General features: G+C 55.5%; 18 protein-coding genes and 1 pseudogene. 14 read left to right on the top strand and 5 right to left on the bottom strand.

All coding sequences use genetic code 11. From position 1 onward, the window contains the following. Positions 1-1595 (bottom strand): annotated as a pseudogene (locus ACTF5M_RS00770) (SLC13 family permease); the annotation flags it as partial. 108 nt (positions 1596-1703) lie between these two features. Here ACTF5M_RS00770 and ACTF5M_RS00765 point away from each other — a divergent pair. The 6 genes from ACTF5M_RS00765 (at position 1704) to ACTF5M_RS00740 (ending at position 7731) form a co-directional block, all read left to right on the top strand. Next, on the top strand, positions 1704-2453 hold the full coding sequence (locus tag ACTF5M_RS00765; RefSeq protein ID WP_048597319.1) for a YebC/PmpR family DNA-binding transcriptional regulator: 750 nt from the start codon (positions 1704-1706) through the stop codon (positions 2451-2453). A gap of 99 nt (positions 2454-2552) precedes the next feature. Then, positions 2553-3155, top strand: coding sequence for a LysE/ArgO family amino acid transporter (locus ACTF5M_RS00760; protein WP_438959206.1), 603 nt, complete (start codon positions 2553-2555; stop codon positions 3153-3155). Beyond that, a complete protein-coding gene (locus tag ACTF5M_RS00755) occupies positions 3152-4045 on the top strand; it encodes a DMT family transporter (protein ID WP_438959213.1) in 894 nt (297 codons plus the stop codon). Before ACTF5M_RS00760 ends, ACTF5M_RS00755 begins: the two co-directional genes overlap by 4 nt. Beyond that, complete coding sequence (gene betC / locus ACTF5M_RS00750) at positions 4046-5554, top strand: choline-sulfatase (protein ID WP_438959212.1); 1509 nt, start codon at positions 4046-4048, stop codon at positions 5552-5554. A gap of 10 nt (positions 5555-5564) precedes the next feature. After that, positions 5565-7016, top strand: coding sequence for a betaine-aldehyde dehydrogenase (gene betB / locus ACTF5M_RS00745; RefSeq protein ID WP_438959205.1), 1452 nt, complete (start codon positions 5565-5567; stop codon positions 7014-7016). A 241-nt stretch (positions 7017-7257) separates the two neighbouring features. Beyond that, a complete protein-coding gene (locus tag ACTF5M_RS00740) occupies positions 7258-7731 on the top strand; it encodes a thermonuclease family protein (RefSeq protein WP_438959204.1) in 474 nt (157 codons plus the stop codon). Positions 7732-7738: 7 nt separating this feature from the next. Here ACTF5M_RS00740 and ACTF5M_RS00735 read toward each other — a convergent pair whose 3' ends face one another. Together ACTF5M_RS00735 and ACTF5M_RS00730 are read right to left on the bottom strand one after the other, a co-directional pair. Then, complete coding sequence (locus ACTF5M_RS00735; protein ID WP_438959203.1) at positions 7739-9118, bottom strand: helix-turn-helix domain-containing protein; 1380 nt, start codon at positions 9116-9118, stop codon at positions 7739-7741. A 48-nt stretch (positions 9119-9166) separates the two neighbouring features. Next, on the bottom strand, positions 9167-10387 hold the full coding sequence (locus ACTF5M_RS00730; protein WP_438959202.1) for a multidrug effflux MFS transporter: 1221 nt from the start codon (positions 10385-10387) through the stop codon (positions 9167-9169). A gap of 204 nt (positions 10388-10591) precedes the next feature. On the opposite strand from ACTF5M_RS00730, the gene ACTF5M_RS00725 reads away from it, so the two are divergent. From ACTF5M_RS00725 to ACTF5M_RS00700, 6 genes are all read left to right on the top strand, one after another. Further along, a complete protein-coding gene (locus tag ACTF5M_RS00725) occupies positions 10592-12124 on the top strand; it encodes an acyl-CoA carboxylase subunit beta (RefSeq protein WP_438959201.1) in 1533 nt (510 codons plus the stop codon). After that, positions 12121-12519, top strand: a complete 399-nt coding sequence (locus ACTF5M_RS00720) for a DUF6497 family protein (protein WP_438959200.1) — start codon at positions 12121-12123, stop codon at positions 12517-12519. The genes ACTF5M_RS00725 and ACTF5M_RS00720 overlap by 4 nt, the downstream gene beginning before the upstream one ends. Before the next feature lie 208 nt (positions 12520-12727). Further along, a complete protein-coding gene (locus tag ACTF5M_RS00715; RefSeq protein ID WP_177193447.1) occupies positions 12728-12871 on the top strand; it encodes a hypothetical protein in 144 nt (47 codons plus the stop codon). Between the two features lie 66 nt (positions 12872-12937). Beyond that, positions 12938-13282, top strand: coding sequence for a hypothetical protein (locus ACTF5M_RS00710; protein ID WP_347198281.1), 345 nt, complete (start codon positions 12938-12940; stop codon positions 13280-13282). Between the two features lie 75 nt (positions 13283-13357). Beyond that, entirely contained in the window at positions 13358-15358 is a 2001-nt protein-coding gene (locus ACTF5M_RS00705) for an acetyl-CoA carboxylase biotin carboxylase subunit (RefSeq protein WP_438959199.1), read from the top strand. Positions 15359-15363: 5 nt separating this feature from the next. Then, on the top strand, positions 15364-16686 hold the full coding sequence (locus tag ACTF5M_RS00700; protein WP_438959198.1) for a hypothetical protein: 1323 nt from the start codon (positions 15364-15366) through the stop codon (positions 16684-16686). Position 16687: 1 nt separating this feature from the next. On the opposite strand, the gene ACTF5M_RS00695 is transcribed toward ACTF5M_RS00700, so the two are convergent. Continuing rightward, positions 16688-17167: a DUF4174 domain-containing protein gene (locus ACTF5M_RS00695; RefSeq protein ID WP_438959197.1), complete on the bottom strand. Its 480-nt coding sequence runs from the start codon at positions 17165-17167 to the stop codon at positions 16688-16690. Positions 17168-17218: 51 nt separating this feature from the next. On the opposite strand from ACTF5M_RS00695, the gene scpA reads away from it, so the two are divergent. Beyond that, the gene (gene scpA / locus ACTF5M_RS00690; protein WP_438959196.1) at positions 17219-19360 is read left to right on the top strand and encodes a methylmalonyl-CoA mutase; all 2142 of its coding nucleotides are present in this window, start codon (positions 17219-17221) and stop codon (positions 19358-19360) included. Positions 19361-19439: 79 nt separating this feature from the next. Here the strand turns inward: scpA and nhaA are convergent, their stop codons facing one another. Then, positions 19440-20624 (bottom strand): Na+/H+ antiporter NhaA, encoded by a 1185-nt coding sequence (gene nhaA / locus ACTF5M_RS00685; protein ID WP_438959195.1) that lies wholly within the window; start codon positions 20622-20624, stop codon positions 19440-19442. Positions 20625-20836: 212 nt separating this feature from the next. On the opposite strand from nhaA, the gene ACTF5M_RS00680 reads away from it, so the two are divergent. Next, positions 20837-21520, top strand: coding sequence for a TerB family tellurite resistance protein (locus tag ACTF5M_RS00680; protein ID WP_438959194.1), 684 nt, complete (start codon positions 20837-20839; stop codon positions 21518-21520). Positions 21521-21538 lie beyond the last annotated feature (18 nt).

The following is a 21538-nucleotide window of genomic DNA, read 5'->3' as shown; positions in this document are numbered from 1 at the left end:
CATCAAAAACGGGTCGGGGTTCACGCCCAAAGACTGCACCATCTGGATGCCAATCGGGGCCGCCACTATGGTGGTTGCGGTATTGTTCAATACGTCAGACAGGGTCATGGTTACAATCATCAGTACCGTCAAAATGGCCCATGCGGGCAGGCCTGTTGTCAGATCAATGAAGCTGTCCGCGATCAATTCTGTGCCACCTGATGTCTCAAGAGCAGCACCAAGCGGGATCATTGAGCCAAGCAGGACCACCACGGGCCATTCGATATGGTCATAAACTTCGCGGACCGGGATTATTTTCAAGAAAACAAAACCGATCACCACGATCCCAAGGGCGATGGGCAGATAAATCCAGCCAAGAGAGGCAGCAATAACCGCAGCTGCGAAAAGTCCAATCGCCACCCAAACTTTATTATCTTGGGTTACGCTGAGGCCACGGTCCGCAAGGGGCAGACATCCAAGCCAATCAGTAACATCCGCCTCAGTTCCGTCAGGCAGCAACACCAGTAAGATATCACCGGGCTTAAGGGGGGTTTGGCGGATTTGGCTTTTGATTGCGCGGCCTTCGCGACTGATGCCCATCAAAATAGCCCGCCGTCGCCATGACATACCAACGGCCTGCGCGGTACGGCCGTTCAAACGTGACCCATCGGTCATAACTATCTCTATAACGTTTAGCCCAGCCCCATCAGCGCGCAGCAATTCTTCGCGGCGTTCATCTGCAAAATCCAACGAAAGGGCTGCACGGAATTCATCCAACGCCTCTGGGGAGGCTTCGATCACTAAGGCGTCCGCAGCTTTCAACGTGCGGGTTTTGGACAGCCCGCGCAGGCGTTTGCCATCGCGTATCAGCCCCAAAATTGCCACGTCGTTCTTCTCGGCCACCTCATCAAGCTCGGCCACGGTTTTGCCGATATGTTTGCGGTCCTCGGGCACAGTCAACTCAGCGATATATGAGGCAAACTCATCTGTGGTGTTGCTGCTATCACCTTTGCTGGGGATTAACCGCCACCCGATTAGCGCGATGAATGCCAAACCGGCGATGGCTGTGATCCCGCCGACAGGGGCGAAGTCGAACATCTTGAACGGCTCACCAAGGCTTTCTTCACGGATCGTTGCAATGATAATATTCGGGGGTGTCCCAATCAGCGTGGCCATGCCCCCAAGAATTGTAGCAAACGACAACGGCATCAGAGATAGCCCCGGCGCGCGGCCTGCTTTGCGCGCTGTTTGAATGTCGACAGGCATCAAAAGTGCCAGGGCCGCCACGTTGTTCATGAATGCTGATAACACCCCGCCGATGCCGCCCATCAACGCGATATGCCCGCCAAGTCCCCGTGTGGCGTCCACCAAAGTGCGGGTGATCAAGTAAACCGCGCCTGATCGACCAGACCTGCGGAAACGATCAAAACGAGTGCGACCACCAAAGCGGCTGGGTGCCCGAAGCCGCTGAACGCATCCTTTGTGGGCACAACGCCCAAAACCACCCCTATCATTAGGGCCGCAAACGCCACCAGATCATAGCGAAACCGCCCCCAAAGAAGCATGCCAAACACAGCACCGAAAAGAGTGAAAAGGATAATTTGATCAATCGTCATAAGGCACGCTCCGTTTGGGGCATGTGAAAGCAAGCCCCTGCCCATTGCAACCCGCTTTCACGCAGGGCTATAAGGCAGCAATACTAGATTAAAGAGGGAGGATGGCACATGGCTGGCCACTCAAAATGGGCGAATATTCAGCACCGCAAGGGCCGTCAGGATAAGCTGCGCTCCAAGCTGTTTTCCAAGCTCGCAAAAGAGATCACAGTGGCTGCCAAAATGGGCGACCCTGATCCAGACAACAACCCGCGCCTGCGTCTTGCGGTGAAAGAAGCCAAATCGCAATCGGTTCCCAAGGACGTAATTGATCGTGCGATCAAAAAATCCCAAGGTGGTGACGCGGAAAACTATGATGAGATCCGCTATGAAGGCTATGGCCCAGGTGGCGTCGCTGTGATCGTCGAGACGATGACCGACAACCGCAACCGCACGGCCAGCACCGTGCGTTCAACGTTCACCAAATCAGGTGGCAATTTGGGCGAGACCGGCAGTGTGGGCTTTATGTTCGACCGCAAAGGTGCGGTTAGCTACCCTGCATCCGTGGGCGATAACGACACGGTTATGATGGCGGCAATTGAAGCAGGTGCCGAAGATGTAGAGAGCGATGAAGAAGGCCACGTGGTCTATTGCGCCGACACAGATTTGCATGCGGTCTCACAGGCACTTGAGGCAGAGTTGGGCGAGTCAGACAGCACAAAACTGATCTGGAAACCCACCACGACGACTGAGCTTGATCTTGAAGGTATGCAAAAGCTAATGCGCCTGATCGAAGCACTTGAAGATGATGATGACGTGCAAACAGTCACTGCCAACTTCGAGGCCAGCGACGAGGTCATGGAGCAACTGGGGAGTGAGTAAACCCAGCTACTAGCTCTGTAAGGTTCCAATGTCGCGGCTCTGGGTCGCGGCATTTTTTATTTTGGATATTTTTAAACAAAAGAAGAAGAGGCTGTACCCATGGTGAACGGTGCGTTTTTCGCGGGCTATGGTGTTGCTTTGTCATTGATCGTGGCGATTGGCGCGCAAAACGCTTTAGTGTTGCGCTATGGTGTGCGCCGTGAGCATGTCCTGCCACTTGTGCTGTTCTGCGCAACTTCAGATGCCATCTTGATCACAGCAGGTGTCATGGGATTTACGGCCATGACGAATGCGGTACCATGGGTTGAGCCGCTTTTTACATATGGCGGTGCGGCGTTCTTGATCGCCTATGGCGCGCGTAGTTTTGTGTCCGCCTATAAAGGTGGGCAAGCGCTGGTGCCCTCTGAAGGGCAACGCACCCCACTGATCGGAGCTTTGGCTGCGGTGGCAGCCATCACATGGCTAAACCCGCATGTGTATCTTGATACGGTCATCCTGATCGGATCGGTGTCGGCGGAATGTGATGATAAAATGGCTTTTGGTATTGGGGCAATTTTGGCCAGCTTTTCGTTTTTCTTCACCCTCGGCTATGGCGCGCGGTTACTGACGCCTTTCTTTGCCAGGCCGCGCAGTTGGCAAATCTTAGATGCCGGTGTGGGGCTGTTGATGTGGGCGATTGCGCTGAAGTTGTTGCTGCCATGACCCAACCTTCTGCGCGCCGAGGTATTTTCTGGATGGTCGTCACGGGTGTAATGTTCGTGACAGTCACGGCATTGGTCAAATATACGGATGGCCGCGTGCCCGCCGCGCAAAGCGCGTTTTTGCGGTATCTACTTGGGTTGGTGTTCCTGATCCCAATGATCAAACCCATCTTTGATGCGCATTTGACCAAGCGCCAGTTGGTCCTGTTCTCGGCACGCGGGTTTGTACACACGCTTGCGGTGATCTGTTGGTTTTATGCGATGACGCGCATCCCCTTGGCCGAGGTCACAGCGATGAATTACCTAGGCCCTGTTTATGTCACCATCGGTGCAGCGCTGTTTTTGGGTGAAAAGCTTGCCTTGCCGCGCATCGCTGCGATTATCTGTGCGCTGATTGGCGCGCTGATCATTCTACGCCCCGGATTTCGGGAAGTTGATATCGGTCATATCGCAATGCTGTTTACGGCTTTTGGTTTTGGTGCGGGATATCTTTTGGCCAAACAACTCAGCGGACAGCTTGGACCGGCGGTGATTGTTGGCATGCTCTCGATAACGGTGACAATTGGCCTTGCGCCTTTTGCCTATGCAGTCTGGGTGCCGGTCAGTTTCCACGACACCGTTATCTTGTTTGGCGTTGCGTGTTTTGCCACCGCTGGCCACTACACCATGACACTTGCATTCGCGGCGGCTCCGGTCACCGTGACTCAGCCCGCCACGTTCCTGCAGCTTGTCTGGGCAACGCTTCTGGGGGTTGTGGTTTTTGGCGAACCTGTTGATGCTTGGGTCGTTTTTGGCGGGCTGGTCATTGTCGCATCCGTCATATTTATCACGTGGCGCGAGGCGCAGAAAAAGCGTGCCGTCACGCCAGTTACTCATGAAACGAAGGTATAAATAATGAAGCCGAATATCCTAATTCTTATGGTTGATCAGTTGAACGGCACACTCTTTCCCGATGGTCCCGCAGAGTGGCTTCATGCACCGAACCTCAAAAAGCTTGCGGCGCGTTCAACACGTTTCAAAAACGCCTACACGGCAAGCCCGCTTTGCGCGCCGGGCCGCGCTGCGTTTATGTCGGGGCAGCTGCCTTCCGCCACAGGTGTCTACGACAACGCGGCCGAGTTTCCGTCAAGTGTGCCAACTTATGCCCACCATCTGCGCCGCGCTGGCTACCGGACCTGCCTGTCAGGCAAGATGCACTTTGTTGGCCCAGATCAGATGCACGGCTTTGAGGAACGTCTGACTACAGACATTTATCCCGCTGATTTCGGTTGGACCCCCGATTACCGCAAACCTGGTGAGCGCATTGATTGGTGGTATCACAACATGGGCTCTGTGACCGGCGCCGGCGTGGCTGAAACATCCAACCAAATGGAATATGATGACGAGGTCGCCTATAATGCAAAGACCAAGCTTTACGAGTTTTCCCGTGGGCTTGATGAGCGTCCGTGGTGCATGACGGTCAGCTTCACGCACCCCCATGACCCTTATGTGGCGCGCAAGAAATATTGGGACCTTTATGAGGATTGTGAGCATCTTGAACCGGAGATTCCGGCGATGGATTACAAAGATCACGATACCCATTCTAAGCGTATTTTTGATGCGAACGATTGGCGCAGTTTTGACATCACGAAAGAAGATATCCGCCGCTCGCGCCAAGCGTATTTTGCCAACATCTCATACCTTGATGACAAAGTTGGTGAGCTGCTTCAGGTGCTTGAAGATACCCGCCAAGAAGCGATCATCGTCTTCGTTTCAGACCACGGTGATATGCTTGGCGAGCGTGGGTTGTGGTTCAAAATGTCGTTCTATGAAGGATCGTCGCGGGTGCCTATGATGATCTGTGCGCCGCAAATGGAAGCTGGCCTTCACGAAACCCCGGTTAGCAACATCGACGTATGCCCGACCTTATGTGATCTGGCAGGTGTCAGCATGGATGAGGTCATGCCATGGACCGCGGGACAGTCACTTGTTCCTATGGGGCAGGGCGTTGAGCGAACCGAGCCTGTGGCAATGGAATACGCCGCCGAGGCCTCTTACGCGCCACTTGTCTCGCTGCGCTATGGCCCGTGGAAATACAACCGCTGCACGCTTGATGCGGATCAGCTATTCAACCTTGACGATGACCCGCACGAACTGACGAACTTGGCGGAAGACCCCGCGCATCAAGGCAGGTTGCAAACCCTGCGCGCCAAGTCAGAAGCCCGTTGGGACCTTGCCCGTTTTGACGCAGATGTGCGCCACTCACAGGCCAAACGGTGGGTGGTTTACGAGGCGCTTCGCAACGGCGATTACTACCCTTGGGACTATCAACCGCTCAAGCGCGCGTCCGAGCAATACATGCGCAATCATATGGATTTAAACGTGCTGGAAGAAAACAAACGCTTCCCGCGCGGCGAGTAAGGAGAGCATCATGCAAACCCAACCCAAGGCGAGCCATTTTGTGGATGGCAAATACCTCGAAGATACTGCTGGCACGTCGATCGACGTGATTTACCCCGCTACTGGTGAAGTGGTGGCCACGGTTCATTCGGCCACGGATGCAGTGATCGAAGCGGCGGTGCAAAGCGGTCTGCGGGCGCAAAAAGAGTGGGCCGCGATGACCGGCACAGAGCGTGGCCGCGTGCTGCGACGGGCCGCTGACATCATGCGTGCGCGAAACCATGATCTGTCCGTCCTAGAGACTTATGACACGGGCAAACCCTATTCAGAAACCTCTGTCGCGGATGCCACGTCTGGCGCGGACGCGCTTGAGTATTTCGGCGGGCTGGCAGGCTCATTAACAGGCGAGCACATCCAGCTGGGCGATGATTTCGTCTACACCGTGCGTGAGCCCTTGGGACTTTGCGTTGGCATCGGCGCGTGGAACTACCCCACACAGATTGCGTGCTGGAAAGGCGCGCCCGCACTGGCCTGCGGCAATGCGATGATTTTCAAACCATCCGAAACCACACCGCTTTGTGCGCTGAAAATTGCGGAAATCATGATGGAAGCGGGCGCCCCTGCGGGCCTTTACAACGTGGTCCAAGGCTTGGGCGATGTGGGGGCAAAACTGGCGGGCGAACCGCGCGTCAACAAAGTATCGCTGACGGGTTCTGTACCGACGGGGCGCAAGGTCTACGCGGCCGCTGCGGCGCAGATGAAGCACGTCACGATGGAGCTTGGGGGCAAATCACCCATGATCGTTTTTGAAGACGCTGATATTGAAAACGCCGTAAGTGGCGCAATTTTGGGTAATTTCTATTCCTCGGGTCAGGTGTGCTCGAACGGCACGCGTGTCTTCGTGCATGCAGACATTCTTGAGCGGTTTCTTGAGCGGCTCTGCGCGCGCCTTGATACGGCAATCATCGGTGATCCGATGGACCCTGAAACAACTTTCGGCCCCATGGTCAGCGCCGCGCAGATGGAGATCGTCAAAAGCTTCATCGCCAAGGGCGAGGCCGAGGGCGCGCGTCTGGTCTACGGTGGTAAACAGCTGGCCCAAGACGGGTTCTACCTTCAGCCGACTGTGTTCGCGGACGTAACAGATGACATGACAATTGCCCGTGATGAAATTTTCGGCCCCGTGATGTCTGTGTTGTCATTCACCTCAGAAGACGAAGTGCTGGCCCGCGCAAATGACACGGAATTTGGGCTGGCCGCAGGGGTGTTCACCAAAGACATTACTCGCGCGCACCGCGTGGTGAAGGGCTTTGAGGCGGGCACGTGCTATATCAATACCTACAACCTTGCCCCTGTTGAGGCCCCCTTTGGCGGTGCGAAAGCGTCCGGTGTGGGCCGCGAAAACTCGAAAGAGGCGATCAATCACTACTCGGAAGTAAAGACCGTCTACGTGGCAATGGGGGACGTTGAGGCCCCGTTTTAAACGGTTAACCTTTCGCCCGATTTGACTTGCGCCACGGCGCGTTGGGGCACATCTTAACCAAATCGTAAGATGTGCCTTTTTCCTTTTTCTGACCCTCTTTTCAGCAACACTTGCTGCCGCTGACCAGTCAGGTGTTATCCGTGTGATTGATGGCGACACCTTTGATGTGGGCGGTGAACGTGTGCGGCTGCATGGTGTTGATGCTGTCGAAGTAGGCTAAACTTGCCGCTCTGCGCAGGGCGTGCGGTGGGACTGCGGCAGCTATGTCCAAGACGAAGTGCGCGCCCGTTACCAAGGCCAGCGCGCAACCTGCAAAATCCGTGACGTGGACCGGTATGGCAGGATCGTGGCCAAATGTTTTGTAGCGGGCCGCGACGTGGGCGCAGAACTTGTGGCTGATGGATTGGCGCTGGCCTACGTGAAATACTCGCGCGATTACGTCACCCTTGAAAAATCGGCTTCCGTACAAAACCGCGGGCTTTGGTCAAGCACCTACGAACGTCACGCCGTGGCGCGCCAGCAAGCGGCCCGTGGCCGTGACGCACCGGACCCAAGCTGTGCACTCAAAGGCAACATCTCAAAGAACGGCCGTATCTATCATATGCCCAGTGACCGGTTTTATGCGCGCACGGGCATCAATGAGAACCGCGGAGAGCGGTGGTTTTGCTCCGCATCCGAAGCGCAGCGCGCAGGTTGGCGGCGTGCGGGGCAATGACGGTCGGTTACGGGTCCAACGTATAAGGCAGGATTTCACGACTATTGGGGTCCGCGTTCAAACTACGCTCAAGGGGCGGAACGGATCGTTGGTGGCAATTTGATCGCTCACAAATGCGGCACGACACGCCGATTGGTTCAAAAACATGGGGCCCCGAAATATCCATTCCGTCGGCGTAAATGATTTGCGGGGCGTGCTGCACCTCGCAGCCAAGGGCAATGGCATAGCGGCGCGTTGGTGCATCAAAAGCACCACCTGATTTGCTGACGTCGCGGGCAATGCTGATATAGCGATGCCCATCGGGGGTTTCGGCCAGTTGGCGCAAGAAACGCCCCGGTGTTTCAAAAGCGCGGTGGACATTCCAAAGCGGGCAGGCCCCGCCGAAACGGGCAAATTGCAACCTTGTAGAGGAGTGACGTTTGGTGATCGTGCCCGCCGGATCAACGCGTACAAAGAAGAACGGAATCCCCTTGGCCCCAGGCCGCTGTAGGGTGGAAAGCCGGTGTGCGACCTGCTCGATTGACGCGCCGAAATGCGCAGCCAACCGTTCAAGATCATGGCGAGTACTGCGCGCTACATCCAAAAACTCGCCGTAGGGCATCATCGCAGCACCGGCGAAATAGTTAGCCAAACCAATCTTGGCGATGTCGCGCGCTTCAGTCGTTTGAAAGCGGGCCAGATCAAGGGTCGCCTCAAGCAGCTTGTCGTGGGTGAGCAACGCAATTTGCACCAGTGCTTGAAAGCGGTAAGTGGCGGGGCTGGCGCGTTCCGAAATGCGCAAAAAGCGCGTGGCCGGATCATAGCGCCGCAACGGGCCTGTGTCCGTGCGCAGCAACATTACACCGATCTCGTCAAATGCCTCATCTAGGGTCAGCTTACGCAACGCAAAGTTTTCAGCGGCCACATCGACTGCGTCAATGTAGTTATCGCAATAGTGAAAAAAGTCGCGCACTTCTTCCCAAGGCGACAGGCGTAGCCCCGTGCCATCGCGCCCAAGGGCCTCGTCGAGCGAGGCAAGCCTGTCGTGTACTTCGCGGTAGGCTTTATGCAAATCCAGAAACGACTTAGCAAAAGCCGGTGCGTTTGAGCTGATCAATTGAAGGTCGGGCAGGGGGACTTGATCGGGGAAAACAGGATCGGCCAAGGCTTCGCGGATATCAGTGACCATCCGCTCGGCCTCGCCCATGGATAGGCCGCGCACGTCATATCCAAACTCTGACGCCAGTGCCAAGACAACCCCCGTCGCAAGGGGACGGTTGTTGTTTTCCATCTGGTTTAGATAGCTCAAGGATACGCCCAACCGCTCGGCGAAAAGCTTTTGGGTTAGCCCGTGTTTGGTTCGGATGTCGCGTAGCTTTACGCCAGCGTAGAGTTTTTGCTGTGCCATCCCGAAATATTTGCAAATACGCTGCGGTTAATCAATGGGTTTGCAAAGTTACGCTTGGCGGGCCAATTGGCGCTCTCTGTGGATTGTGTGCAGGATGCACGCCAGTGCGGCGAAAGACGTCAGCATCATGATCCATAACAGTGGCCACGCGCCGGTCTCTTCATTCAGCATGATGCCTGCCAGGGCCGACAACGCAGCGCCCCCACCGATCATGATGGCGCTTCCCAGACCTGATGCGGTGCCCGCGAGTTGTGGGCGCACGCTTAGCATGCCCGCAGTGGCATTGGGGATGACCATGCCGTTGCCCAATCCCACGGTCGTCATGAAGCCGAAAAAGACCAATTCCGTTTGGATGCCGGCCATAAATGTCAGGAACAAAAGTGTCATCCCAACAGTGATCAAAATCGCGCCCACAAGCACCATCATGTTCACGCCGACGCGGGCTGCGTACTTGCCTGTGATCCAATTGCCCGCAAAATATCCCAACGCTGGCGCGCCAAACAGAAAGCCAAGCATCGCTGGATCAAGGTCAAAAAGGGTCGTTCCCACAAACGGCGCGCCACCGAGGTAGGCGAAAAACGCGCCCGATGCGAAGGCAGATGCAAGGCAGTAGCCCCAGAAGCGTTGTGAGAGTAGCAAGTGCGGATAGTCACGAATTTGGGCGCGAAAACTTTGGCCTGCGCCCAGACGGTCTGCGGGAAGTGTTTCTCCCAAATCCACGTAGACGGCGTAAAGCATCGCCACACCAAGCCCGAGGAGCAGCCAGAAATTTGCCTGCCATCCAAACGCTTGATCCAGCACGCCACCGATGCCGGGGCCAATCATCGGCACGATCGACATGCCCATGGTCACATATCCGATCATGCTGGCAGCTTGATCCGTGGGCACCATGTCGCGGACAACGGCGCGCGACAGCACGAGCCCTACGGCCATCACCGCTTGTGCCATGCGCGCGGCCAGAAACCATTCGGTCGTTGGGGCCACAAGCGTGCCAACCGTCGCCAGGCAAAAAAGAGAAAGCCCCCACAGCAGCACGGGCCGGCGGCCGTATCTGTCGGACAGCGGTCCAATAACGATCTGCAGTGCGGCGCTTACCGCAAGATAAAGCGCAACGGACAGCTGCATCACTGCGTAGTCCGCCCCGAAGTGTGCCGTCATTGTGGGCAGCGAGGGTAGAAAGATGTTCATCGTCAGTGCAGAGATGCCTGCGAGCGAGATTAGGGTTGCGATGTGGGGAGCCGTACGCGCTGGCTGCATGGTAAACTTCATGACTTTGCTTTAGCGGGTTTGGGGCGGCAAGGGGAAGCGGTTTCGTATGTTTGCAATTTCGCAATTGGCATATGCTACTATATGCAAACTACGCAGCTTGGCGAAATAAGCCTTCTGTTGGGGCTCGGTTAAGCCTATGGTCAGCGCAACTTTGTGCAGTCGCAGCATTTGTGACACTCCATGCGTTGATAAAGGGGACACCCGATGAAAGATATTCTGAGTGAACTTGAGGCCCGCCGTGACGAGGCCAGCATGGGAGGTGGCGAGCGCCGTGTCGCCGCGCAGCACTCCAAAGGCAAGCTAACCGCGCGTGAGCGTATTGACCTGTTGCTTGATGAAGGCAGTTTCGAAGAGTTCGATATGTTCGTGGCGCACCGCTGCACCGAATTTGGCATGGAAAAAACCAAGCATCCGGGTGATGGCGTAATCACCGGTTGGGGCACGATCAATGGCCGCATGGTCTATGTGTTCTCGCAGGATTTCACGGTTTTGGGTGGCTCGGTCTCGGAAACTCACGCCAAGAAAATCTGTAAGATCATGGATATGGCCGTGCAAAATGGCGCACCCGTGATTGGCCTGAACGACAGTGGCGGCGCGCGCATCCAAGAGGGTGTCGACAGCCTTGCTGCCTACGGCGAGGTGTTCCAGCGTAACATTATGGCCAGCGGCGTTGTCCCGCAAATCAGTGTGATCATGGGGCCGTGCGCAGGTGGTGCTGTTTACAGCCCTGCGATGACTGACTTCATCTTTATGGTCAAAGACACCAGCTACATGTTTGTAACCGGTCCCGATGTTGTGAAAACTGTCACGAACGAAGTGGTCACTGCAGAAGAGCTGGGCGGTGCGTCGACGCACACGCGTAAATCGAGTGTTGCGGATGCGGCATTTGAGAACGACGTCGAAGCGCTAACCGAAGTGCGCCGTCTGGTGGATTTGCTGCCGCTGAACAACAAAGAAAAGCCGCCGGTTCGCCCGTTTTATGATGATGTGCAGCGCATTGATGACAGCCTCAGGACGCTGATCCCTGACAATCCGAACACGCCTTATGATATGAAAGAGCTGATCACCAAGCTGGCGGATGAGGGTGATTTCTACGAAATCCAAGAGGATTTCGCCAAGAACATCATCACCGGTTTTGTGCGTCTTGAAGGCTCAACCGTGGGTGTTGTGGCCAACCAGCCGATGGTTCTGGCGGGGTGTGTAGACATTGATAGCTCGCGTAAGGCGGCCCGTTTTGTGCGCTTCTGTGATGCGTTTGAAATTCCGATTTTGACACTTGTTGACGTGCCGGGCTTCTTGCCGGGGACCAGTCAGGAGTACGGTGGCGTCATCAAGCATGGTGCAAAGCTGCTCTTTGCCTACGGCGAGGCGACTGTGCCGAAAGTAACAGTGATCACGCGCAAGGCCTACGGCGGTGCCTATGATGTGATGTCGTCCAAACACCTGCGCGGCGACATTAACTATGCATGGCCCACAGCCGAGATTGCTGTGATGGGTGCCAAGGGTGCGACAGAAATTCTGTATCGTTCTGAATTGGGTGACGCGGATAAGATTGCTGCGCGCACAGCGGAATATGAAGACCGTTTTGCCAACCCGTTCGTGGCCGCCGAGAAGGGCTTCATTGACGAGGTCATCATGCCCCAGTCAACACGCCGCCGCGTGTGCCGTGCGTTTGCGTCCCTGCGTGGCAAACAGTTAAGCAACCCTTGGAAAAAGCACGATAACATTCCGCTATGATCCGAGCTTGTCTGCCATATCTGATCGGCGCTGCGCTGCTGCCATCGTTTGCTTTCGCGATGGCGGATGTGGCGGACTTAGCGTTGCCGTCCGGGCAAACCGTGCAGATGCATGAGGTTTTGACCCAAGAGGATGTGGTGCGGTTCCGTCTGATTGCCCCAGAGATTACACGCGACGCCGGCGGTCTGAAATATGCGGATGTTGAGTTGGATTTTCAGCAACTCTGCGAGGGATATGCGCTTCATTGGCTTGATGAGAAAGCGCTGCGTCCCGAGCAGATTGTGATCTCCCTTGCGGATCGTGTTGTGCCGTTTGGGGCTGCGGACGCAAGTGCGACGCAGTTCTTTGAGGCGTTCTCACGTGATGGTGCGCGCTGTGTTTGGGAGCAATTCTGATGCGGTCCTGTGCAAGTACTCTTGATACGTGCCTACGCCCAACCTGTGACCAATTTGCAGCGGGATTTCACGCGATTTTGCAAATGAAGTATCTTTTGATCTCTGGGGTGGCTATGGTTTTGGATATGTCTGCATGGGCAGGCTTTAACACGTACGCAGTGTGCTGGCGAAACGCTGGTACAGATGCATTGGACACTGGGAGTATTTCATGTCGCAAACACTTAAACTCGTCGCCGTTCTTGGGGTTACTGCATTCTTGGCAGCATGTGCTGGCAAGCAAGCGGATGATGTTGTCATCATCGAGCAAGAGCCGATCAGCCAAGAGCCTGCTTTCACAGGCAAATACAAGTAATTACTCATGCGGGATGGCGGTTACGCCCTCCCGCTTCCATGCAGCATCTTATCTAGGGGGTGCGGTATGTTGAAACACCGTGGCTTTCCGGGCCGTTTACCTGGGACTGATTTCCAATTTGTCATTCGCCGTCCCGCAAAAGCAGGGCCAACCAAGCTTGTCTCGCGTGAGCGGTTTCGCGACCGCCGTCCGCCCGATAAGCGTGCAGACGAAGGCTTTATTCGCGCCCTTTGGGAGCATTTCGGCGATCAACCTTTTGAGCGCGGCAATCTTGATGCGGGTCGCCTAAGCTGGTTTTTCGAGCGTGAGGTGATCCCTGCGGAAGACCCGTTTGATCCTGAAAGTTACGAGGCGATGTTGGTGATTGATGTCGCCCGCGCGCAGGCTTCGTTTCCCGAGGTGATTGTGTGATGCGCTCTTTTGCTATTGAATTTCTGACATTTAAGACCGGTGCTGCCTCTGGGTTAGCCCATGAAAGGACACCCGATGTTTAAAAAGATCCTGATCGCAAACCGCGGTGAAATTGCATGTCGTGTTATCAAGACCGCACGCAAAATGGGCATTGCGACTGCCGCTATTTATTCTGACGCCGACCGCAATGCGCTGCACGTGAAGATGGCCGATGAGGCGGTTCACATCGGTCCTGCGCCCGCCAATCAGTCCTACATCGTGATCGACAAGGTGATGGATGCAATTCGCCAAACGGGCGCGGAAGCGGTTCATCCGGGATACGGCTTTTTGTCCGAGAACAAACTTTTCGCCGAGGCGCTTGCGGCAGAGGGTGTTGCGTTTATCGGACCGCCTGCTGGCGCGATTGAGGCCATGGGCGACAAGATCACATCCAAAAAGCTGGCCCAAGAAGCAAACGTATCGACTGTGCCGGGGTACATGGGGCTGATCGAGGACGCGGATGACGCGGTCAAAATCTCAAACCAAGTGGGCTATCCTGTTATGATCAAGGCCTCTGCCGGCGGCGGCGGTAAGGGGATGCGTATTGCATGGAATGACACCGAAGCCCGTGAGGGGTTCCAGTCGTCCAAGAATGAGGCGGCCAACAGTTTTGGCGATGACCGCATTTTCATCGAGAAATTCGTGACACAGCCGCGCCATATCGAAATTCAGGTGCTGGCGGATGCGCATGGAAACACGCTTTATTTGGGCGAGCGCGAGTGTTCTATTCAGCGCCGTAACCAAAAAGTCATCGAAGAAGCGCCTTCGCCCTTTTTGGATGAGGCGACCCGCAAAGCCATGGGCGAGCAGTCCTGCGCCTTGGCCGCTGCGGTGGGCTATACGTCCGCTGGTACAGTTGAGTTTATCGTAGACGGCGACCGCAACTTCTACTTCCTCGAGATGAACACACGCCTTCAGGTGGAACACCCTGTGACCGAATTGATCACCGGTGTTGATTTGGTTGAGCAGATGATCCGCGTGGCATACGGCGAGGCACTGGCGCTGAAGCAAGAGGACATCAAATTGAACGGCTGGGCGATGGAAAGTCGCCTTTATGCGGAAGATCCGTATCGCAACTTCCTGCCGTCAATTGGACGTTTGCAAACCTATCGCCCGCCGCTTGAAGTGGCCGAGGAAACCCGTGTTGTGCGCAATGACACTGGTGTTTTTGAGGGCGGTGAAATCAGCATGTATTACGACCCGATGATCGCAAAGCTGTGCACATGGGGCCCTGATCGTGCGACCGCAATTGAGCATATGCGCAACGCGCTTGACGGCTTTGAAATGGAGGGGATTGGTCACAACCTGCCGTTCCTTGCAGCAGTTTATGACCACGAAAAATTCACAAGCGGCAACATCACGACGGCCTTCATTGAGGAAGAATATCCTGACGGTTTCGAAGGTGTGACCCTTGCCGAAGCTGACCTTAAACGCCTCGCGGCGTCGGCGGCGGCGATGTACCGTGTTGCCGAAATTCGCCGTACGCGTGTTTCAGGCCGCATGGACAATCACGAGCGTAAAGTCGGCCTAGACTGGGTCGTCATGACGGGCGGGACAGAAATGCCTGTGCACATCGATGCAGACCAAGCTGGCGCCAGTGTACGTTTTGATGATGGCAGCACGCACCGTATTGAAAGCACATGGACCCCTGGCGATACGCTTGCAGAAGTCTTCGTCGACGGTGCGCCGATGCTGATCAAGATGAACAAAGTGACCGCAGGTTTCTGCATGCGGTGGCGTGGTGCTGAGGTTATCTTGAAATGCTACACCCCGCGCCAGGCCGAGCTTGCCCGATTGATGCCTGAAAAAGTGGCGCCTGACACGTCGAAGCTGCTGCTGTGCCCGATGCCAGGATTGATTGTGAAAGTGGATGTGGCTGTTGGCGATGAAGTGCAAGAAGGCCAGGCCTTGTGCACCGTGGAGGCGATGAAGATGGAGAACATCTTGCGCGCCGAAAAGACCACGAAGATTACCAAAATCAACGCTGCCGCGGGTGACAATCTGGCGGTTGATGACATCATCATGGAGTTTGAATAACCCAAATGTCTGCGCAACGGCTGTATCATAACATGCCGTATTCGGTGGTTGCTTTCGTGGCGCTGGTGCCCGTTGCTGCAGTCTGGGTTTTTCTGATCGGTGGGGGAATTTTGCGCGCCGGTGGTGTATTTGAATACCCCCTTGATGACGTCTACATCCACCTTGCCATGGCCGAGCAGATTGCGCGCGGTGGTTACGGCGTGAACGTAAATGAGGCGGCCAGTGCGGCCTCATCGCCTCTCTATCCCTTTCTTCTGGCGCCGTTTGCCCAAGATAGCATCGGGCGGATGGTGCCGTTTGCGCTTAATCTGATTGTGATGGTTGGTGCGGTTTTGGTTTGGGCGCTGATCTGTTGGCGGGCATTGCCTGAAGACAATGCAGGACGCGCGTGGGTGTTGATCGGCGCGGGGCTGGCACCTGCGGGTTTGAACCTTGCAGGCGCTACAATGACAGCGATGGAACACACCCCCCACATTGCGGCAACGTTGATGATTGTGGCCGGTTTGCAAAAATGGGCGCAGGGGCGCGGTGTGTCGTGGATGTTGGTGGCGGGTATTTTGCTTGCGCCGGCGTTGCGCCTTGAGGGGCTTGCCTTGGCGCTTGCCGCAGCAGTTGTGATTGGCGTTGAGCGGCCAAAGCGGGGTGCGATATTGGGTGCGGTGGCTCTTTTGCCGATTGCAGTATTCATGGTGTTCTCAAGCAGCCTGGGGCTTGAAGCCCTACCAAGCTCAGTGGTTTCAAAGCTAAGTGATGGGATCAGCCCAAGTGGCGGGGCTGTAGCGCAACTTTTCGGCGGTGTGGCGCAAAACCTTAACCAAACGGGCGGGTTGTTTTTGGCTGTGCTAAGCGGTTTGCTGTTGCTGTCAGCACGCGGCGTGTCTGGGCGGATGCGTAGTGCGGCTTTGGCTATTTTAGCGGCGGGGTTTGCCCAAGATTTTGCGAGAACTCCCGTGGCGGTAAATAACTTAGGTCGCGTGGCATGGGGCAACGAGAATTATGTGTTGGATCTATGGGGCCTCGCCAATGCGCAGGCCCGTGCGAAGCGCCTGAACCAACCGCAAGTTGGCTGGGCGGGCGAGTTGGTACGCGCGCAGAATGTTCCGCTGGTTATGGTCTATGATCACTGGATTGATGAGGGGCTGGGCGATGATTGGACGCGGCTTGGTGCTTTGCGCATGCAAAACCCAGCTGGTTTTTTGGGCGGCGCAGAGGTGCAGTTTTATGCAGCTGATCCCGCGTCTATACGGTCGCTAAACGCGGCGCTTCGTTTGTGGGAAAAAGGATTGCCGCGGGACGCGGTCTTCGAATTTTCGAAGGAGGGCGTATGAGTTATTCCGCCGTCAGACCTTCGCGGATTTCACGCTTGCGTACGGGCATTTTATCGATGGTCCGTGACAGTTCGCGTACGTCCCACGGAAACGGTTTGCGCAGTTTGATGCCACCGTCTTTGCCGATCAACGCCAGCATAAATCCGCGTGGTCGCAGCTTTTTGCGCAGCGCAGAGTTAGCAGAGGGCGCTGTATCCACCATCACAACCACGTCGCGCTCGGCCAGATCATCTGCGCGGGCGGCAAGCAGCTCCATTTGCTCGATGAAACGCGGGTCATTCGGGCTGTCGGCGAAGACAACAATGGGCCGTGCGAGCCATTTGAAATCATCAAGGGTAACTGCGTCTGTGGACAGTATCACCGCCCGATCAGCGCGCCATTCATCCACTGGCGACAGCGCGGGTGACAAGGGGGTGTCAGCCGCAAGGGCCGGACCACAACTGATAAATGCGCCAAGCGCGAATGCCAAAACTCGTTTCATACCCAATGATATAATCACCAATTTCCCGTTGCACAGCCCAAGGAGGCTCAGATGACGAAAAAGACCGAAAACAAAACCGAATGGACTGAATTGGCCAACAAAGAACTGCGTGGCCGTCCGCTTGATGATCTGAAGTGGCAGACGCCCGAAGGTATCGAAGTGCAGCCGGTTTACACAAGTGATGACGCCGAAGGGCTTGAGCATATGGGCGGCATGCCCGGGAGCGCGCCGTTTACGCGCGGGCCGCGTGCCACGATGTACACAGGCCGTCCCTGGACGATCCGGCAGTATGCGGGCTTCTCCACCGCGGAAGAAAGTAACGCCTTCTACCGCAAAGCACTTGATGCGGGGCAGCAGGGCGTCTCGGTTGCGTTCGATCTGGCAACGCACCGCGGGTACGACAGCGATCATGAACGTGTTGAGGGCGACGTCGGCAAGGCCGGTGTGGCGATTGACAGTGTTGAAGACATGAAAACGCTGTTTGATGGCATCCCGCTTGATAAAATCTCGGTCTCTATGACGATGAACGGCGCGGTTATTCCTGTGTTGGCAAGTTTCATTGTGGCGGGCCAAGAGCAGGGCGTGCCCACCGAGCAGTTGTCCGGAACCATTCAGAACGACATTCTCAAAGAGTTCATGGTGCGCAACACCTACATCTATCCGCCGGAGCCTTCGATGCGGATTGTAGCGGACATCATCGAGTTCACCAGCACCGATATGCCCAAGTTCAACTCGATCTCGATCAGCGGGTACCACATGCAAGAGGCGGGTGCGAACCTTGTGCAGGAGTTGGCGTTTACGCTGGCTGACGGGCGTGAGTATGTACGCACGGCCATAGCTAAGGGGCTTGATGTTGATGCGTTTGCAGGGCGGCTTTCGTTCTTTTTCGCTATCGGGATGAACTTCTTTATGGAAGCAGCAAAGCTACGGGCAGCACGCTTCCTTTGGCACCGCATCATGGAAGAGTTCGAGCCCAAAAAGCCAGGCTCACTGATGCTGCGTACACACTGTCAGACCTCTGGCGTGTCACTGCAAGAGCAAGACCCCTATAACAACATCGTTCGCACGGCCTACGAGGCGATGTCGGCGGTGTTGGGCGGCACGCAGTCTTTGCATACCAACTCATTTGATGAGGCGATTGCGCTGCCGACAGAGTTCAGCTCGCGGATTGCGCGCAATACCCAGCTTATCTTGCAAAACGAAACTGGTGTCACCAATGTGGTCGATCCACTGGCTGGTAGCTACTACGTTGAAAAACTGACCGCTGATCTTGTGGATGAAGCTTGGAAGCTGATCGAAGAGGTCGAGGAAATGGGCGGGATGACCAAAGCGGTTGCCTCGGGCATGCCGAAACTGCGCATCGAAGAAGCTGCTGCGCGCCGTCAGGCGGCTGTGGATCGCGGCGACGAAGTGATCGTTGGGGTCAACAAATTCAAGCTGGATAAGCAGGACGAGATCGACATTCGCGATATCGATAATGCGTCTGTGCGCGACAGCCAGATCAAACAACTTGAACGGATCAAAGCGAGCCGCAATCAAGCCGATGTAGATCACACGCTGCATGCGCTGGCCCAAGCCGCTGGGGACGGCACTGGCAACTTGCTGGCTTTGGCCGTGGAGGCTGCGCGTGCGCGGGCGACTGTAGGAGAAATTAGTATGGCGATGGAAAAAGCGTTTGGCCGTCACCGCGCCGAAGTTAAGACATTGGCAGGTGTCTATGGTGCCGCATATGACGGTGATGCAGGGTTTGCGGCGATCCAGAAATCTGTTGAAGATTTCGCCCAAGAGGAGGGCCGCCGCCCACGGATGCTGGTCGTTAAAATGGGCCAAGACGGACACGATCGGGGCGCCAAAGTGATCGCGACCGCCTTTGCAGATATCGGGTTTGATGTGGACGTTGGACCACTATTCCAAACGCCGGAAGAAGCTGCACAAGACGCCATCGACAATGACGTACATGTGATCGGTATCAGTAGCCAAGCAGCGGGTCATAAGACGCTTGCACCCAAACTGGTTGAGGCGCTGAAAGCTGCAGGTGCTGGGGACATCATTGTGATCTGTGGTGGCGTGATCCCGCAGCAGGACTACGACTTCTTGTACAACTCAGGCGTGAAGGCGATCTTTGGGCCAGGGACAAACATCCCTGAAGCCGCGCAAGATATCCTGCGTATTATCAAAGAGACGCGCAGTTAAGCCGTCTCAAGCGAAGGTAGGAAACGAAAAAGCCCACGCGTGATGCGTGGGCTTTTTGTTGTTAGTTTAAGAGCGTGCCCTAAGCGGCGACGGCTTGTTCTTTTTCGTCGCGTCGCGCGGCAATCTTGAGGGCCGTAAAGCCAAGAATTGCAGACACGACAGAGCCTGCCAGAACGCCTACGCGGACTTGGTTCATCAAGGCCGGATCATCAAAGCTGAGTGAGCCGATGAACAGCGACATTGTGAAGCCGATACCGGCAAGACAGGCAACGCCGTAGATGTGCAACCACTTGGCACCAGCGGGCAATTTTGCCAGCCCCGATTTGACCATCAGCCATGTTACGCCGAAGACACCGACCTGCTTACCGACAATCAAGCCAAGCGCAATACCAAGTGGTAGCGGTAGGAAGATGTCGGTTATGGACATTCCCTTGAAGACCACGCCTGCGTTAGCAAAAGCAAAGATCGGCACGATCAGGTACAGCACGTAAGGTGACAAAGCGTGCTCAAGCGAGTGCAGCGGTGACTTGCCCCATTTGTCCTTGAGCGGGATACAGAACGCCGCAACAACACCGGCCAGCGTTGCGTGAACGCCTGACTTCAAAACAAAGACCCACATGATTGTTGCAAGCAAGATGAACGGCGCAATACGGTGCGCACCTTTGAGGTTAAGCATCACCATACCAGCCAGCGGGATCAGCGCGAGATAGAGATAATCGACCTGCAGATTGGCTGTGTAGAACAACGCGATAATGATGATCGCACCCATGTCATCCAAAATCGCAAGGGTCAGCAAGAACACCTTAAGCGAGGACGGCACGCGGTCACCCATCAGTGCAAGGACACCTAGGGCAAAGGCAATGTCTGTTGCGGCGGGGATGGCCCAGCCTTTGATGCTGACAAGGCCAAAGTTCAAGGCGAAGAAAACAAGTGCTGGAACAACCATACCACCAACAGCGGCCATACCCGGAAGCACCACATCGCGCGGATTTTTCAGTTTGCCTTCAAGCAGCTCTTTCTTCAGTTCAAGACCGATCAGAAAGAAGAAGATCGCCATCAAACCATCGTTGATCCACAAGATCAGAGGCTTGGCGATGCCCTCATCGTTAAGTTTGACCGAGAAGTAGGAGTTCAACCAGCTCTCATAAAATGGTGCGAGCGCCGAGTTTGCGACGATAAGCGCCGCCACGGCAGAGAGCATTAGTAAGATCCCGCCGGAGGCCTCGGAGGAAAAGAAGCGATCGATAGCGCGTTGTAAGGGCATTTGACTGTCCACTTGGTTATTGTTGTGGGGAACAGCTTTTGCTGTCACATGATTTTGAAATGGTGTTTAGCAGGTGATTTTCAAGATATCTGACCTGCGAAATCGTCCGAAATTAACCGTAATTTCACCGTTGTAGCAAGCCTGTCTGATTTACATGTGTTGGAACGGCGCTTTGCACTGACAAAGGTCTCAAAAAGGCGTAACTTGGCGGTATGTCGATTTGGTCTCGAATAGCTGATGCGTTGTCTGCGCTCACCTTGGGTGAGGGCCTGTCGAGCGTATTTGAAAAGCTGCGCACCCCGCCCGAGCGGACTGTTGGTTTTACCATTGCGGTAATCGCTTTGGGGGCCAAAATGGCGAAAGCTGATGGGCATGTTACCCGTGACGAGGTCACTGCTTTTCGCGAAGTTTTCCATATTCCCGCACAAGAAGAAGATCAGGCTGCACGGGTTTTTAACCTTGCCCGTCAAGACGTTGCGGGCTTTGATATCTATGCTGCGCGAATAGCCAAGATGTTTGAACGCGACAGTCATGTGATTTGCGATTTGATGGAGGGGCTGTTCCATATCGCATTGGCGGACGGTGTTTATCATCCCAACGAGGATGATTTTTTGCACGAAGTCTCGAACATTATGGGGCTGTCTGAGGCACAATTCCGACAGCTTCGCGCGCGGTTTGTGGAAGGCGCGCACAAAGACCCCTATGATGTTCTAGGTGTCACGCCGAGCACTCGTTTGAGCGAAATCAGAACCGCATGGCGTTCCCTTGTGCGTGATACCCATCCAGACCGTCTGGCTGCGCGCGGCTTGCCCGCAGAGGCTGTGCGGATGGCTGAAAAACGTCTGATAGATGTAAATGCTGCTTGGGACGAAATTGCGGGTCAAAAAGTACACTGAGCCTTTTGGGACTTCAAA

The organism is Nereida sp. (assembly GCF_965655635.1).
Taxonomy (GTDB): Bacteria; Pseudomonadota; Alphaproteobacteria; order Rhodobacterales; family Rhodobacteraceae; genus Nereida.
Note: the sequence above shows the minus strand (reverse complement) of the source record. Positions and strands in the feature narration are given on the sequence as shown.

Excerpts from the sequence above, each read along its gene's own strand:
- ACTF5M_RS00755 (WP_438959213.1), top strand. The coding sequence starts at position 3,152 with ATGACCCAACCTTCTGCGCGCCGAGGTATTTTCTGGATGGTCGTCACG.
- ACTF5M_RS00735 (WP_438959203.1), bottom strand. The coding sequence starts at position 9,118 with ATGGCACAGCAAAAACTCTACGCTGGCGTAAAGCTACGCGACATCCGA.
- ACTF5M_RS00710 (WP_347198281.1), top strand. The coding sequence starts at position 12,938 with ATGTTGAAACACCGTGGCTTTCCGGGCCGTTTACCTGGGACTGATTTC.
- ACTF5M_RS00705 (WP_438959199.1), top strand. The coding sequence starts at position 13,358 with ATGTTTAAAAAGATCCTGATCGCAAACCGCGGTGAAATTGCATGTCGT.
- nhaA (WP_438959195.1), bottom strand. The coding sequence starts at position 20,624 with ATGCCCTTACAACGCGCTATCGATCGCTTCTTTTCCTCCGAGGCCTCC.
- betB (WP_438959205.1), top strand. The coding sequence starts at position 5,565 with ATGCAAACCCAACCCAAGGCGAGCCATTTTGTGGATGGCAAATACCTC.
- ACTF5M_RS00680 (WP_438959194.1), top strand. The coding sequence starts at position 20,837 with ATGTCGATTTGGTCTCGAATAGCTGATGCGTTGTCTGCGCTCACCTTG.
- ACTF5M_RS00720 (WP_438959200.1), top strand. The coding sequence starts at position 12,121 with ATGATCCGAGCTTGTCTGCCATATCTGATCGGCGCTGCGCTGCTGCCA.
- ACTF5M_RS00760 (WP_438959206.1), top strand. The coding sequence starts at position 2,553 with ATGGTGAACGGTGCGTTTTTCGCGGGCTATGGTGTTGCTTTGTCATTG.
- scpA (WP_438959196.1), top strand. The coding sequence starts at position 17,219 with ATGACGAAAAAGACCGAAAACAAAACCGAATGGACTGAATTGGCCAAC.
- ACTF5M_RS00725 (WP_438959201.1), top strand. The coding sequence starts at position 10,592 with ATGAAAGATATTCTGAGTGAACTTGAGGCCCGCCGTGACGAGGCCAGC.
- ACTF5M_RS00730 (WP_438959202.1), bottom strand. The coding sequence starts at position 10,387 with ATGAAGTTTACCATGCAGCCAGCGCGTACGGCTCCCCACATCGCAACC.
- ACTF5M_RS00695 (WP_438959197.1), bottom strand. The coding sequence starts at position 17,167 with ATGAAACGAGTTTTGGCATTCGCGCTTGGCGCATTTATCAGTTGTGGT.
- ACTF5M_RS00715 (WP_177193447.1), top strand. The coding sequence starts at position 12,728 with ATGTCGCAAACACTTAAACTCGTCGCCGTTCTTGGGGTTACTGCATTC.
- ACTF5M_RS00765 (WP_048597319.1), top strand. The coding sequence starts at position 1,704 with ATGGCTGGCCACTCAAAATGGGCGAATATTCAGCACCGCAAGGGCCGT.
- ACTF5M_RS00700 (WP_438959198.1), top strand. The coding sequence starts at position 15,364 with ATGTCTGCGCAACGGCTGTATCATAACATGCCGTATTCGGTGGTTGCT.